This window comes from Marinomonas phaeophyticola (genome assembly GCF_026966905.1).
Classification (GTDB): domain Bacteria; phylum Pseudomonadota; class Gammaproteobacteria; order Pseudomonadales; family Marinomonadaceae; genus Marinomonas; species Marinomonas phaeophyticola.
In genome coordinates this window covers 283,170-297,251 of sequence record NZ_JAPUBN010000011.1, presented here as the reverse complement: position 1 = coordinate 297,251, position 14,082 = coordinate 283,170, and the positions used below count along the sequence as shown (strand labels likewise).

The window sequence follows — 14,082 nt, the reverse complement described above, 5'->3', positions numbered from 1 at the left end:
TCCATTTTTTTATTTCTGACCAGTTCTATAGCCGGGAAGCAATGCATCATTTTTCACTCCATACAGCGCCTGCCCATTACTTAACCAAAGTTGATACTCAGGACCAATTAATGAGTAATTATTAGAACAATCAACATTCCAAAGCCGAAGCAAATACCCGGCGGTAGCAGCTCTAATCTCAACCTTTAGAACGCCACTCGTCATGCCATAGTCAAGCTCTATCGCTTCGCTGTGCTCAATACGAGGATGCGGCACTAACTCTAGCTCTACAAAGCGATTCCATTGCCGATCTTGGGTTTCTAGCTCCGTTTCAGACAAAGTGGAATCTTCAAGCACAACCGCTGCTTTAATGCGGGTCAGCACAAAGTCACGGAACTCACCATGCTTGCGGTCAAAACCACGAACATGCCAACGCAGCCCATTGTCCACCAGCGTATGAGGTACAATTTCACGCGTTGATTCACCGCTCGATAACGACACATAGGTGATACTCAAGGCTTTGCCTTTGTGTATGGCCTCGGTGACTTTCGCCACTATAAATAGGCTTGGCTTGTTTAAGTGATAAGGCGCTTCACAAGCCAGAGGGGTTTTACCTTTCCAGTGAAGCCATCACCGTACCCTTGGCTAATGGTTGCCAGTGCTCTCACAACGTCATAGTCGAACAAGGGCTCAAAAGCTTCACCACGCTTATGCAATTTGAGCTTTTGGTCATACTCAATGTTGCCTGGTGCAAGCTCTCGGTACATTGTGAAGTCTTTCGTTGCCTGTGCAGCGGCTATGCTGAAGCGATCGACTAAATCCGCCCGTACCGCTTCGCCCTTAAATAATAAGGTGAAATCGATGTGGGCAATGCGATCCCTGGTTGCTTGTGGCAACTGCGCTATCGGCGAAAGCCTATCTGACTTCGCCACTATCGTTTGTTTCAGACCATCATTTGTCATGCGTCTTGTTTATCCAATTCAACCAGATTCTTAAAACTCTGTTTATAAAGTACGGTCAGACATCGCGTAATCACATTAAACACCGTCACTTAACGCTGCTTTTCATCCGCAATGACAAATCAACCTCTACCGGTTGAAGCTGGACAGATGGCCATAAAACACTGAATAGGCTTCAACCTAATTAATTTTATTAGGTATCATCCTATCACAAATTATTTTGTAGGGAAGATTAAGCGGCAACTTTTTGATCTGGATTGCAATTGCCGCTCAGATATGGGCGTGAAAACATTGTTTCGTGTCATCGCTGATAGCTGCTATTAATGCGCTACCCGAACCAGTGGCACCACGATGTTACCGCGATGAGATACCCCTTTGTCCGACTCTGTAGACATCAGGGCTCGCTGTTCACTCTCCCGAATACGCCTGGCAACTTCTGCCTGAGCTGGTAGCAATGGCAGCATCCCTTCAGCAATCGCGTCTGGGGCAGACTCTTGGCCACAGGACATCAAATGCTTCCATGGATCTTTAAGAAAGCGCTCGAACGTGATGCCAAATTCAATGATGCGGGCAGAGACGAAGATTTCGCCCCAGTATTCAATGTAGGTGTCTTGGTACATGGAAAGATTCCTCTTATTGGTTAAACCATGAGTTCACTTTCCATTTTCCAGAGATTTTCAAATATGCAAGGCTCACTTTATAGAGAGCGACAAAGCTTTAAATCGATTGCGGGCATCTTTGTAGTCATAGTGGGCATGCTCTGAGCCACGATGGTACAAATCATCCAGGTAAGTTTGCTCCTGCGGCAACTCGTCTTCGCTGATTTCGCGCCACCAATGTTTGTTGGCACCTTTAACACCGTCATGCCAGCGGTAACCGCGCTCTTTTAAATAGTCCTTTACGTCAAACGGCGCACCAAACGCACGAACTAACACAGTTCGCCTGTCTGCTTCTGACAACAAGTTTGCAACGGACTCGGGCAACAAATTGAACAACCAGGCCATCGCTAAACAATCGGTTGCAGCTCGGTGCCCTTCATAGAACCAACCTAAGCGAAGCAGCAGGTACTCAAGTTTTCGACTTTCAAAGCCAAGTGCTTTCCAATCTATGCCACTGGCTGAACAGGCCCAAGATAGATGGCCTAATGCGGCAAACCGCTTTTCAAAGAAAGGACGATCAAACTGTGCATTGTGCGCAACCACCAGCGGATCATCGGATAACCAACTCGCTACCAGTGAATCATCAATGTGCTGGCCTTGCACCATATCATCGGTGATACCGGTTAACTCGGTAATCAGCTCAGGGATTGGCTTACCGGGATCTTCATACAAGCTGATCACATCAACAATCGACACAATCCGCTTAGCTGACTGGCTGTAAAGCACCTTAACCATACCAAGCTCAATAATGGACTCGTCATCGGCAGACAGTCCGGTTGTCTCTGTATCGAGCAGCACCATTGGCTGTTCATCACCGACTAAAGGAGAGAGTTCAAGTGGCCAGGACTGCGGCTCACGCGTTAAAGGAATACGCTCCAGCAATCTAAAATCTTCTGGTCTTTCTGGGATATCCGAGAGGCGCTCTAGCGGAAATGGCGCAGGGGCTCTTGTCATTGATGGTTCCTCTTCAATTCTATTGTTCGCTTTGAGTTATTTCACTGTGCCACAGGTTGTACAAAATGCACCTTGGATACCTCAGCGTTTTTTTTAATCTTTCTACTAGGTGAACCCATGTATGAAGGGTTTGGCTAAGGCTTTCAGAAAGCCTTAGCCAAACCGTTTAGGTAACCCTTACCGATACCCTTTACGTATGGCTTAGCCAACCCCTTTTCAAACGGTTGCAGAAGGCTTGAACTGAGTTCGACTGAGCATTTTAATGATGCTCCTGACTTCGCTTTAGGCCAGTAAATTCAATACGAAGCAGAATTTTACTAACTGTTTTGAAACCCTTTGCAAAGGGTTCAACAAGCCTTATCTGACGGTTACTTGACCCATGCGTTAACCAGTAGCAGTAACAGGATCAGTAACAGAAACAAGATCAGTAGGCAGAAGCAGTATTGTCCAAGCCTTGCAGGCTTTATCCGAGCTAGTTTCAATTCGATACTGTTTGCTAAGTACCCTCTTCCTTTCAAATTTCATGATGTCTGTAAATTTGACTAGTTAAAGCTTAAAATAAAATTGGTTCTGAGATTCAAAGTCATTAAATCACTTATGTCTTAATGTTTTTTCTCTGGAAGGGTTTTATGAAAAAATTACAACCGATTAGTAGATACCACTCTCTGCACTTTCTAATATAGTTCTCGATGGCACTATCGTTTTTCCTGACAATCACTGGACTAGCTTCGCCGTACATTTAGAATCCGTAAAGAGCGCCCATCTAAAACTTATTAGATAAGAGCGAACATAAGTACACTGACTGCGCTCACTAATACACATAAAAGCTTATCTATTTAATGGATACACTTAGCAATTTATTGAACATGAAAGGAAATAAACTTTGAGGCCCACTTTGAAAATACTATTGCACCTATTTCTGCTCTTTTCCCTTTTATACCAGCCTGCATGGGCTGATTTAGTCGTTAAAAAATCGAGATCATCAATTTGTCATGCGCCTGATTCAGCATCGTACTCTCGAACTAAAAATTTCAAACCATACGACACAATTGAAGATTGCTTAGCAAGCGGCGGACGCTTACCAAAAGGGCAGCAACACGACACTTCACCCTCAAACGCAACAGCACAACACAAGAGCAGTTTAGTTAAATATAAACGTAACTATTTTGGTCATGGTTGGGATGACGAAGATAGGGACTGTCAAAACACCAGACAAGAGGTATTGATTTCTACATCAACAACCTCTGTAAGATTCGCAGACGATCAGAAGTGCAGAGTCATTTTTGGACGCTGGATATCTATGTATTCAGGAGAAATACTATTTGATGCCTCCAAAGTAGACATTGATCATGTTGTACCACTCAAATGGGCGTGGGAACATGGCGCTCAGAATTGGAGCAAAAACAAACGCGAACAATTTGCAAACGACCCAATAAACCTTGTCCCCGTAGAGGCATCTTTAAACAGATCAAAAGGAGCCAAAGGACTAGATGAGTGGCTACCTCCGGCCAACATAGTGCAATACAAGGCGCGCTTTCAAAGAATTGTCCTGAAATACGGCCTACACTACTAAATGATTTCATAATTTCCTGTGCAGACAGCGAATCATATTAGAAGGCGCTTCCCCTTTCGCCTTTCAACTCTAAAGCACATTCCCTCATCTGTTGACGAGGACGACCTGCACAAAAAAACACACCGATAACAATGTTGTAAAAAAAGACAAAAGACTGGATACTGTATGTATATACAGTATCCAGTCTTTTATGAGGTCTGCTATGAGCATTAAGATTATCGGCCACACCAATTCATACGAACCAATAAAAAGTCCCCCGTTTCACATTCCTTTATTCTTGGAGAGCATTTCTGCTGGCTTCCCGTCACCTGCACAGGACTATATCAAACAAACCCTTGACCTAAATGAGCTTTGCATTAAACAGCCAGCTGCTACCTTTTTTGTTCGGGTAGAAGGTGACTCTATGATCGAAGCCGGGATTCACCCTAATGATATTTTAATAGTTGATCGCTCAATACAAGCAGAGCAAGGTGACATTGTCATAGCAAGTGTTCATGGCGAATTTACTGTAAAAGAATTGCAATTAAGACCTCAGATCAAATTAATCCCAAGGAACTGCCGCTATTCTTCTATATCGATTAGTGAGGATACTGAATTGATAATCTTTGGTGTTGTTACTTTTGTAGTTAAAAAAATGCGTCGTAAACATTAATGCCTACATTTGCATTAGTTGATTGTAATAATTTTTATGCTAGCTGTGAGAAGCTATTCCGTCCTGATTTAAAAGACACCCCTGTCATTGTGTTATCTAACAATGACGGATGTGTCGTTGCACGATCTCGTGAAGCTAAGACACTCGGTATTAAAATGGGCGTTCCTGCCTTTCAAATCAAAGCCGAAGTGGAGCGCCATCGCATTTTGGCATTCTCATCCAACTACGCACTTTATGCTGATTTGAGCAATCGAGTTATGTGCATTTTGGAAAAGATGGCACCACAAGTAGAAGTCTACTCCATTGACGAAGCCTTTTTGGATTTATCCGGTATTGAATCAGTCACTTCCCTAGTCGAATTTGGTAAACAAGTCCGAGAGCGTATAAGCCAATGGGTTGGGATCACGGTTTGTGTTGGTATTGCACCAACCAAAACGCTTGCCAAACTGGCCAACCATGCAGCCAAGAAGTACCCTGCTACTCACGGTGTGGTAGACCTAACCAATCCAGACCGACAACGTCGATTGCTTGCATTAGTCCCTGTTAATGATGTTTGGGGGGTTGGTAAGCGACTTTCTACGCGTTTAAATATGCTGGGCATTACCACAGCTTTAGAACTGGCAAATGCCTCCCCTGAAGCTATCAGAGACCAGTTCTCAGTGGTACTAGAAAGAACCGTCAGAGAGCTAAATGGTAACTCCTGCATTGAACTTGAAGAGATCCCACCGACCAAGAAACAAATTGTCTGTAGCCGCTCATTTGGCGTTAAAGTGACGCAATCTGAATTGCTACGTGAGGCCTTATGCGAATACACAACTCGCGCTACTGAGAAGCTACGCAAAGAACAGCAGCAAGCCAAGATGCTGACCGTATTCATACGCACCAGCCCATTCAAGGGCAACGAGCCGCAATACAGCAACTCCGCATCGGGTGAGTTGCTAATACCCAGTTGCGATACGCGAGATTTTATCGAGCTAGCCAACCACTTGCTCAAGCGGATTTGGAAGGATGGTTTTCGTTATGCCAAAGTAGGCGTAATGCTGTCTGACTTTTACGATCTCGGGATGTTTCAACCTGGGCTATTTGATGAGGTATCGAGCCGCTCTAACAGTCAACAGTTAATGTCTGTATTGGACAACATTAACCACAGTGGTGCAGGAAAGGTTTTCTTTGCTGGACAAGGCTTGAAGAAAGATTGGTCGATGAAACGAGATCATTTATCTCCAGCGTACACGACACGCTGGAATCAGTTACCAAAGGTAAAATAATTGATCATCCATTAATTACTTCCAATTTTCCTGCCGGAATGTTGCATGCAGTGAGCCTAGAACATGATAGGCAATAGCTGAGTGTAATCTGCCATTACCCAGTTTGGGACATAACGGATCACTAACTGCTTCTAGTTGATCCTAATACATCAGCTCATTTAAGCACGAAAGGAAAAATTCCTTAGGTATTTTACGACGTGTATTGTTGAATTCACTGTCAGTAGAAGTAAATTGTTGTGAAATGGCATGATTCGAAGTCTTAAAGCATAGTTGCCTCATGATAAGGACTTATTCTCATATCCCTAAATGATTAGTTACTTTCTTACTAATTTTCGAATTAAGAAACCCTATAGCACCATAGAAGCGACGCCTCTACTTATTTTAGATAGATACATTCATTTGTTGGTAATTTGACTCTCCTCCTTGACGAAAACACCTTCTAAATGTATTTTGTATCCAATATCCTAAACATAGAGGTGCTTTTATGACAGTTGTAGCTGACTGCTATCATCTAAATAAGGATATAGAACAATCTCAATATCATAAATTACGGCCCGTCTATAGATACCTAGGACAGCCGTTACTAACAATGATACCAGTCATAACGACCGGTCTTTTATGAGTAAACAAAAGGATCAAATGATGAACAAAGAAATCTTTTATGGCGTAATTCCCGCTTTAATGACACCTTGTAAAGCAGATCGCACGCCAGACTACGATGCGCTTGTGAGTAAAGGGCAACAGATGATAGATGCAGGTATGTCTGCTGTCGTTTACTGCGGTTCAATGGGTGACTGGCCATTATTAACTGACGAAGAGCGTATGGAAGGGGTTGAACGTCTAGTTAACGCTGGCATTCCTGTCATGGTTGGTACTGGAGCCATTAATACCAAATCTGCAGTAGCACATGCCGCTCATGCTGAGAAAGTTGGAGCTGCAGGTTTAATGGTTATCCCACGTGTTCTCTCACGCGGTTCTGTCATTTCAGCGCAGAAAGACCATTTTAAAGCCATCCTTAATGCTGCACCCTCTACCCCTGCTATTATTTATAACAGTCCAGTATATGGGTTTGAAACAAGAGCAGATGTATTTTTTGCTCTTCGAGAAGAGCACAAAAATCTAATAGGTTTCAAAGAGTTTGGAACTAAAGAAGCCATGCGATATGCCGCAGAGAATATTACTTCTAAAGATGAAGATGTATTATTGATGGTAGGTGTGGATAGTAGAGTTTATCACGGTATTGTAAATTGTGGCGCAACAGGTGCTATCACAGGTATAGGTACCGCATTGCCAAAGGAAGTTTTATTGCTGACCAAACTATCAAAAATGGCGGCTTCAGGTAATCCTGAAGCTCGTTTACGAGCTCAAGAACTGGAAGAAGCTATGTCTGTACTTGCAAGCTTTGACGAAGGTCCTGAACTAGTCTTGTTTTTTAAATATCTATTGGTACTAAGTGGCGAACAAGAATACAGCTTGCACTTTAATGAAACAGATAAATTAAATGAAGAGCAGCGCATCTATTGTGAAAAACAATTCAAGCTCTTCAATACTTGGTTTGCACAATGGGTGAAACAAGGAGGCGTGATTAGTGATTGTCTAGCGTAGATTATAAGTAAAATCATCGCTAAAATCTTCCGATATCAGCCAGCGATCGTCATTTTATCAAACAAAGAACGACGATCGCTGGAATTTTTCTGTATCTGTAGTTTATTAAACATCTGTGGAAATTCAACCAAATATAGCTGCACTTAATTTATCAGTACCAGCCAACTTTGAGCAGTATTATCGCTTCGGCTCCCTACCTATTATTGGATGACGTATTTATAGCTATGAGGTGATTTTTGAATAGCTGTTTTAACCAAGACATAGCACACTTAGCTCTTCATTTTAGACATTATATGCTCTTGTTATGCAGTATTTATCGTTCAAATTAGTTGTGATACTTCTTCATCTCTCATGCGTCTTAAGAAAATATATTGGTACAGTATAAACCTCAACCTAATATCCACTACCCCCCAATACAGATAATTCTGCATTGGAGTTTATGTCTGAGTGAAAAATTAAATAAGATCTTCTGGTAACAAGCTTGAAGGGATATCTTGATAACACACTGGTCGCAGGAATCTACGTATCGACATTGTGCCTACTGATGTTGCACCAAAATTTGTCGAGGCAGGGTAAGGGCCACCATGAACCATGCTGTCACATACTTCCACACCTGTAGGAAATGAATTTGCTAAAATTCGACCTGCTTTGCGCTCCAGAACAGGTAAAAAACTTTTGGCGTCACTGATGTCCGCATCATCTATATGAAGCGTACAAGTCAATTGTCCATCTAAGTGCTTAGCAACTTCTAACATTTCGTCCACAGACTCAGCGAACACGACAACACCTAAGGGCCCAAAAACCTCTTCCGCTAATGTTTCATTGTTCAACCAATCTTTTGCCGTAGTTGCATACAGGTACGGTGTAGCATCCCTCATATAACAAGAAGTCGAGAGTACTTCACGCACTCCTGTGGTGTCGGCAATACGTTTTTGTCCTGCGCGATAAGCATCTGCAATACCCATTGTTAACATAGTTTGAGCCGGTACGGATGCCAAGCTCTGACTCGCAACAGATAAAAACTTATCACCAAATGAACCAGCAAGTAAAATGGCAATCCCTGGATTAGTACAGAATTGCCCTGCTCCCATGGACAACGAAGTCGCCCAGCCTTTTGCTAACGCTTCTCCACGTTGTGATACTGCATTGGGGAATAAGAACATAGGGTTCACGGAACCTAGTTCACCAAAGAAAGGGATCGGCTCTGGGCGTGCAGCACACAAATCAAACAAAGCACGACCGCCTTGTAATGATCCAGTAAAGCCGACCGCCTTGATCAATGGATGCTTCACAAGTGCCGATCCTACTTCACGATTTCCTCCTTGTATTAAACTAAACACTCCTGCTGGCATTGCGCATTTTTTCACTGCTTGGTTGATTGCATCAGTGACGATTTCGGCCGTTCCAGGGTGTGCACCGTGCCCTTTAACAATAACAGGACAACCGGCAGCTAACGCTGCTGCTGTATCGCCACCAGCCGTCGAAAACGCCAAAGGAAAGTTAGAAGCACCAAAAACAGCCACAGGTCCAATAGGTCGCTGCATTAACCTCAGATCAGGTCGTGGCAAAGGTTGACGCTCTGGTAATGCCTTATCATGACGCTTATCAAGATACTCGCCTTGTAGGAGATGCTCTGCGAACAAACGTAGCTGACTACATGTACGTCCACGTTCGCCAACTAATCGCCCTTCAGGCAGTCCTGTTTCTGCACAACCCATTTTGGTTATGTCATCTCCTCGAGCCTCTATTTCATCTGCAATAGCATTTAAAAAAGCCGCTCGTGTTTCACGAGAGGTATAACCGTATTCTAAAAAAGCGTTTTCAGCAGCTTCCACTGCTTTGTTAATTTGATCAACGGTTCCAACAGAGAAGTTATAAGCTTCGCCAGAAGCTGGAGAAGAGGTAAAAGTGTTTTCTGAGGAAATTAGTTGCCCAGCGATCGAATGTTTTCCATGCGGTATGAAACTCATATAATTCTTACTCCATCAATTTATGATTAAAAACCAACACAATGGATATTGTATCCAATTTTATCTTAAGTACAAGTAATACCCCTCCCCCCGCACGAAAGGAGGTCTGGAACTAAGGCTAAGAAAGGGAATAGGTTTCGTTGAACTAGCTGATGATCATTGAAATATAGTAAATAGAGTAGCTTTCCCTAGCCATTCTATCTAGCTGAAGCGTATTACGATTCATTAGCTCGTGTTTGAGCAATCAATTCAATAATTTGCTGCTTGGTACTTGTAAGATGTGAACACAGTAGAGCTGCTGCGGCTTCTATGTCTCGCTGACGAGCGAGGTTTAATAAAGCACAATGGTCATGTTCTGCACTACCTGCCTTATGCAATTTATCAATATGCATACCAACATAACGATTAGCTTGCATGCTAACTCGTTCAAGCAGCTGCATAGTCAATTTCTGGTTAGCTGCTTCATATAGTGTTTCATGGTACTGGGCGTTTAATGGTCCCCAGTCGGCCACACTCCCTTTTGCGTAAGACTCCTTCATTCTATCGAGTAAATCCTCGCACTTTTTGAAATGATGTTCCTCCATCAAAGGAATGGATTTTTTTAATAAATCAATTTCCAAAAGAGCTCGAATATCAAAGAACTCAGCAATTTCAGAGAGAGTATGCTTTGTCACCGTAGCCCCTCTATTATTAATAAAAACAACCAAACCTTCTGAATCTAGATGTTTTAGTGCCTCACGGACCGGCATTCGAGAGACTCCATATTCTTCTGCTAAAAGCTCTTGGCGAATTAGATCCCCTTCAGATAAGTCCCCTGACAAAATACGATTACGCAAATCAGCAGCAATCACCTCAGGTAAACTCTGGCGTAGAACAGCTCTTTTTTGAACCAACTTCTCATCCTCTGTAAACATAAACCCAGGATAGCTAAAGACTTCCTAGTAAAATCAAAAATGTATACTTTATACAATTAGAACGCAATTATACGTGAACCTACCAATACATTGAGAACTATTTATAGCGCTCTTTTAGTTACCCTGGCCCCCTAAAAAGCAGCCTAACCTCCCCCTACTACATAGGAAAATACTGTTCTATTAGGGCTTTCTCCTTATGAAACTACAAAGAAGGCTAAGCACTGAATTTATCTGTTTAAAAACAATAATTATAGTAGTAAATGAGCACGCCTCAAAAGCATCAAAATGCGTCACTATTATGAATATATTAAACCATTAGCGATTCAATCAATTCTTTTTTAGGAAACATCGTCACAACCCATTAGCGTACTTAATGTTTGAATAGTGCAAAAAGAAAGCATTATTAATGTTGATATTGTATATTGGATACAATATATTGTTTTCAGAGTGGTATTCTCAATGCGTACCAAACTCCCGTGAATGTAACAACAACCTTGCTGTTCTATGGAGACAAAAATGAAAATATTAAAAACATTGGCTGCTTCAGCCATTTTAAGTAGCGCTCTTCTTTCCCCATTGGCAAATGCCGCCGAAATAACATGGAAGGTTCCTTCTTCCGTTCCTGAAGGCTCCTTCTTCTATAATAACTTTTTAAAAAGGTTTGCCGGCCATGTTGGTGACTTAACAGACAAGCAAATCAAAGTTAGAGCATTTGGCGCTGGCGTTATTGTCCCTGCCTTTAAAGTATATGAATCAGTACAAGATGGCATAGTAGAGGCGGGACACTCAACCCCTAGCTACCTAGTTAACCAAGACCCTACAAATGCTATTTTTGCTGGTTTCCCTGGTGGCATGTCACCAGAAGCTATGATGGCATGGCTATATGAAGACGGAGGGCTTGAACTAATGCAAGACTACCGTAGAGAGAAAATGGGACTACACAGTCTAATTATCGGTATCGGCACCTCTGAAATCCTAGCTCACGCTAATAAACCCATCAATAAGATAGAAGACTTCGCTAATCTAAAATACCGAACATCAGGTGCATGGGCTGGCGTACTAAAAGACTACTTAAATGGTGTTCCTACTGTTGTGCCACCGGGCGAGATCTACACCCTGCTACAACGTAAAGGCGTAGACGCGGTGGAATGGGCAACACCTGGCTCTAACTTGTCTGAAGGTTTCCACGAAGTTGCTCCTTACATCATAGTACCTGGCATTCATCAACCTACTTTTGTTTGGGAAGTAGTTGTTAAAACAGAAACTTGGGATAGCTTATCAAAAGATTTGCAAACTAAAGTAGAAGCCGCTGCTCGTCTCACAACGATGGAAGCTTACTTGCGTTTTGCAAACGCTGATATCAAAGCCATGGATAAATACCGAGACTTTGGCACAGAAATCATCACCTTAGATAAATCAGTTCTTTCTCAGATCCGTGGCTACGGCCATCAGTGGATGAAAGCACGCGCAAATGAACAAACAGCAAAAGGTGATAACTCAATGAATTCAATTCTTGATGAATACTTTGCTTACCAGAAAGCTTGGAGTCGTAATTCAAGTGTTTTTGTGCGTGATGCAGACTAATAAATTGATCAAATCCAGAAGGAGCGCCACAGGCGCTCCTATAAGGTTACTCACATGTATAATTCTCTGAAATATATTAACTCTATATCCACGTTGCTGGGCAATGCCGCAATGGTACTTACATGTCTAATGGTTTGCTCAATGCTATATGAAGTAGGTGCGCGCTACGTATTCCAATCTCCTACACTATGGGCTTTTGACATATCTTATATGTTAAATGGTAGCATCTTTCTCCTTGCAGGAGCGTATTCACTGAACCATGAAGCTCATGTTCGAATAGACTTCCTTTCAAGCAAACTTCCTATTCGCTTACAACAAAATCTAAACGCTATTATTTACGCATTTATTGCAGGTCCTGCTTTTGCTGCATTCTCTTGGGTGGCAACAAAAAAAGCCTATACCGCATTTCTTACAGGAGAGGTAGAAAACGTTAGTCCATGGGCACCACTCGTCTGGCCTTTCTATTCCATTATTGCATTAGGATTAATCGCCTGCACTATTCAGCTTTATCTAGAAGCTATTAAGTTTATGCTCGGTTCTAAAATACCTGGCCACACTACAGATTCAGGAGTGCCCCTAAATGATTGAGTTAATTCCTATCTGGATGTTTGTCGCTTTATTTATATTTGTGTTTGCAGGTATTCCAGTCGCTTTATCGCTGATCGCAATTGCTACAGGTTTCGGTTTGGTAGTGTTTGGCGATAGCCTCTTTTTACAATTGTATGGCTCAATTCTTCATACTGCCTCAAACTTTACGCTTTCAGCAATACCACTTTTTATCTTTATGGGTGCTCTTCTCGAGCAAACCGGCCTAGCACTACGCTTATTCAAAGCTTTGCAATTATGGATGGGGAGATTTCCCGGTGGTTTAGCAGTTTCAACCATAACCATGTGTGCTATTTTTGCCGCCGCATCTGGAGTTGTTGGTGCCGTAGAAATTGTAGTGGGTATGATGGCTTTACCTGCTATGGCTAAATACAAATACAATCAAAGTTTAATGGCTGGCACGGTGTGCGCTGGCGGATCTCTTGGAACCATAATTCCTCCCTCTATTGTTGTTGTGGTGTATTCATCCATGGCGCAGCTATCGATTGGCCAATTATTCGCCGCCAGTTTATTACCTGGACTCATCATGGTGGTACTCTTCATTTTGTACATCCTGATTACTTGTCGCATCAATAAAAAAATGGGGCCAGCATCAACAGAAGCCGATATTGTTCCTTTAAAAGAAAAACTACAAATCACGCTATCTGCCATCATTCCACCAATGCTTTTAATTACGGCCGTGTTAGGTTCTCTGTTACTAGGTATCGCTTCACCAACAGAAGCCGCTGCTGTTGGAGCCGCTGGCGCTGCATTACTATCTTTAGCCTTTCGTGAATTAACTGTCACTAAATTCATCAACGCTTTAAGAACGACCATTAATATCACAGCAATGATCATGCTTATTGTAATGGGCGGAACAATGTTCACAAGCATTTTTGCTGTATCAGGTGGGGGGTGGATGATCACAGAATGGGTAGATGGATTGAATATGGGACCTTATGGTCTAATATTTTTACTTATGTCTGTTGTCTTCATTGCTGGATTTGTACTCGACTGGATCTCTGTTGTTTTGATATTCGTTCCTATTTTTACACCATTAGTCAACGCGGCAGGCATCGATCCTATTTGGTTTGCTGTAATGTTTATGGTAGTTATTCAAACGTCTTATCTAACTCCTCCTATGGCACCGTCTATCTTCTACCTGAAGTCGATAGCGCCCAAAAGTATGACCTATAGTCATATGTATAAAGGTGTAATGCCATTTGTATTGATCCAACTCATAGTTCTAGTAATCGTTATCTTAATTCCAGATGTGGCAACATATTTGCCTAGTTTAATCACTTCTCGATAATATAGCTAAAAGCTAAAGGTTGCTTAAGCAGCCTTTAGCTTCAACTATTTATCCAAGACCATTCCGAC

The 14,082-nt window shown here is 42.3% G+C and carries 14 protein-coding genes; 8 read left to right on the top strand and 6 right to left on the bottom strand.

Going from position 1 to position 14,082, the window contains the following annotated elements:
• Positions 1 to 9: 9 nt before the first annotated feature.
• From O1D97_RS19820 to O1D97_RS05250, 3 genes are all read right to left on the bottom strand, one after another.
• Positions 10 to 495 carry a WYL domain-containing protein gene (locus tag O1D97_RS19820; protein WP_428981093.1) on the bottom strand — a complete coding sequence of 162 codons (486 nt, stop codon included), beginning with the start codon at positions 493 to 495 and terminating at the stop codon, positions 10 to 12.
• Positions 496 to 554: 59 nt separating this feature from the next.
• A complete protein-coding gene (locus tag O1D97_RS19815; RefSeq protein ID WP_428981092.1) occupies positions 555 to 941 on the bottom strand; it encodes a BrxR family helix-turn-helix transcriptional regulator in 387 nt (128 codons plus the stop codon).
• Between the two features lie 317 nt (positions 942 to 1,258).
• Positions 1,259 to 1,447 carry a hypothetical protein gene (locus tag O1D97_RS05250; RefSeq protein WP_428981091.1) on the bottom strand — a complete coding sequence of 63 codons (189 nt, stop codon included), beginning with the start codon at positions 1,445 to 1,447 and terminating at the stop codon, positions 1,259 to 1,261.
• 3 nt (positions 1,448 to 1,450) lie between these two features.
• Here O1D97_RS05250 and O1D97_RS05245 point away from each other — a divergent pair, with 3 nt between their 5' ends.
• Entirely contained in the window at positions 1,451 to 1,582 is a 132-nt protein-coding gene (locus tag O1D97_RS05245; RefSeq protein ID WP_269123869.1) for a hypothetical protein, read from the top strand.
• A 48-nt stretch (positions 1,583 to 1,630) separates the two neighbouring features.
• Here O1D97_RS05245 and O1D97_RS05240 read toward each other — a convergent pair whose 3' ends face one another.
• On the bottom strand, positions 1,631 to 2,551 hold the full coding sequence (locus O1D97_RS05240) for a 3'-5' exonuclease (RefSeq protein ID WP_269123503.1): 921 nt from the start codon (positions 2,549 to 2,551) through the stop codon (positions 1,631 to 1,633).
• Between the two features lie 895 nt (positions 2,552 to 3,446).
• Between O1D97_RS05240 and O1D97_RS05235 the strand changes: the two genes are divergently transcribed.
• From O1D97_RS05235 to O1D97_RS05220, 4 genes are all read left to right on the top strand, one after another.
• Entirely contained in the window at positions 3,447 to 4,124 is a 678-nt protein-coding gene (locus O1D97_RS05235) for an HNH endonuclease family protein (protein ID WP_269123501.1), read from the top strand.
• A 202-nt stretch (positions 4,125 to 4,326) separates the two neighbouring features.
• A complete protein-coding gene (gene umuD / locus O1D97_RS05230; protein ID WP_269123500.1) occupies positions 4,327 to 4,776 on the top strand; it encodes a translesion error-prone DNA polymerase V autoproteolytic subunit in 450 nt (149 codons plus the stop codon).
• Entirely contained in the window at positions 4,776 to 6,044 is a 1,269-nt protein-coding gene (gene umuC, locus O1D97_RS05225; protein WP_269123498.1) for a translesion error-prone DNA polymerase V subunit UmuC, read from the top strand. The genes umuD and umuC overlap by 1 nt, the downstream gene beginning before the upstream one ends.
• A gap of 642 nt (positions 6,045 to 6,686) precedes the next feature.
• Positions 6,687 to 7,649: a dihydrodipicolinate synthase family protein gene (locus O1D97_RS05220; RefSeq protein WP_269123496.1), complete on the top strand. Its 963-nt coding sequence runs from the start codon at positions 6,687 to 6,689 to the stop codon at positions 7,647 to 7,649.
• A gap of 455 nt (positions 7,650 to 8,104) precedes the next feature.
• Here the strand turns inward: O1D97_RS05220 and O1D97_RS05215 are convergent, their stop codons facing one another.
• Positions 8,105 to 9,619, bottom strand: a complete 1,515-nt coding sequence (locus O1D97_RS05215; RefSeq protein WP_269123494.1) for an aldehyde dehydrogenase (NADP(+)) — start codon at positions 9,617 to 9,619, stop codon at positions 8,105 to 8,107.
• A 215-nt stretch (positions 9,620 to 9,834) separates the two neighbouring features.
• The gene (locus O1D97_RS05210) at positions 9,835 to 10,512 is read right to left on the bottom strand and encodes a GntR family transcriptional regulator (RefSeq protein WP_269123492.1); all 678 of its coding nucleotides are present in this window, start codon (positions 10,510 to 10,512) and stop codon (positions 9,835 to 9,837) included.
• Positions 10,513 to 11,049: 537 nt separating this feature from the next.
• Between O1D97_RS05210 and dctP the strand changes: the two genes are divergently transcribed.
• Genes dctP through O1D97_RS05195 form a run of 3 tightly spaced genes read left to right on the top strand, consistent with a single transcriptional unit; the run spans position 11,050 to position 14,014 of the window.
• Positions 11,050 to 12,117, top strand: a complete 1,068-nt coding sequence (dctP, locus tag O1D97_RS05205) for a TRAP transporter substrate-binding protein DctP (RefSeq protein WP_269123490.1) — start codon at positions 11,050 to 11,052, stop codon at positions 12,115 to 12,117.
• Between the two features lie 54 nt (positions 12,118 to 12,171).
• The gene (locus O1D97_RS05200) at positions 12,172 to 12,705 is read left to right on the top strand and encodes a TRAP transporter small permease subunit (RefSeq protein ID WP_269123489.1); all 534 of its coding nucleotides are present in this window, start codon (positions 12,172 to 12,174) and stop codon (positions 12,703 to 12,705) included.
• Positions 12,698 to 14,014 (top strand): TRAP transporter large permease, encoded by a 1,317-nt coding sequence (locus O1D97_RS05195; protein ID WP_269123487.1) that lies wholly within the window; start codon positions 12,698 to 12,700, stop codon positions 14,012 to 14,014. The genes O1D97_RS05200 and O1D97_RS05195 overlap by 8 nt, the downstream gene beginning before the upstream one ends.
• Positions 14,015 to 14,082: the final 68 nt, after the last annotated feature.

Bases quoted from the DNA above. Each gene is read 5' to 3' on its own strand.
- O1D97_RS05240 (WP_269123503.1), bottom strand. From the start codon at position 2,551: ATGACAAGAGCCCCTGCGCCATTTCCGCTAGAGCGCCTCTCGGATATC.
- O1D97_RS05220 (WP_269123496.1), top strand. From the start codon at position 6,687: ATGAACAAAGAAATCTTTTATGGCGTAATTCCCGCTTTAATGACACCT.
- O1D97_RS19815 (WP_428981092.1), bottom strand. From the start codon at position 941: ATGACAAATGATGGTCTGAAACAAACGATAGTGGCGAAGTCAGATAGG.
- O1D97_RS05245 (WP_269123869.1), top strand. From the start codon at position 1,451: ATGCTTCCATGGATCTTTAAGAAAGCGCTCGAACGTGATGCCAAATTC.
- dctP (WP_269123490.1), top strand. From the start codon at position 11,050: ATGAAAATATTAAAAACATTGGCTGCTTCAGCCATTTTAAGTAGCGCT.
- O1D97_RS05195 (WP_269123487.1), top strand. From the start codon at position 12,698: ATGATTGAGTTAATTCCTATCTGGATGTTTGTCGCTTTATTTATATTT.
- O1D97_RS05250 (WP_428981091.1), bottom strand. From the start codon at position 1,447: ATGTCCTGTGGCCAAGAGTCTGCCCCAGACGCGATTGCTGAAGGGATG.
- O1D97_RS05215 (WP_269123494.1), bottom strand. From the start codon at position 9,619: ATGAGTTTCATACCGCATGGAAAACATTCGATCGCTGGGCAACTAATT.
- umuC (WP_269123498.1), top strand. From the start codon at position 4,776: ATGCCTACATTTGCATTAGTTGATTGTAATAATTTTTATGCTAGCTGT.
- O1D97_RS05200 (WP_269123489.1), top strand. From the start codon at position 12,172: ATGTATAATTCTCTGAAATATATTAACTCTATATCCACGTTGCTGGGC.
- umuD (WP_269123500.1), top strand. From the start codon at position 4,327: ATGAGCATTAAGATTATCGGCCACACCAATTCATACGAACCAATAAAA.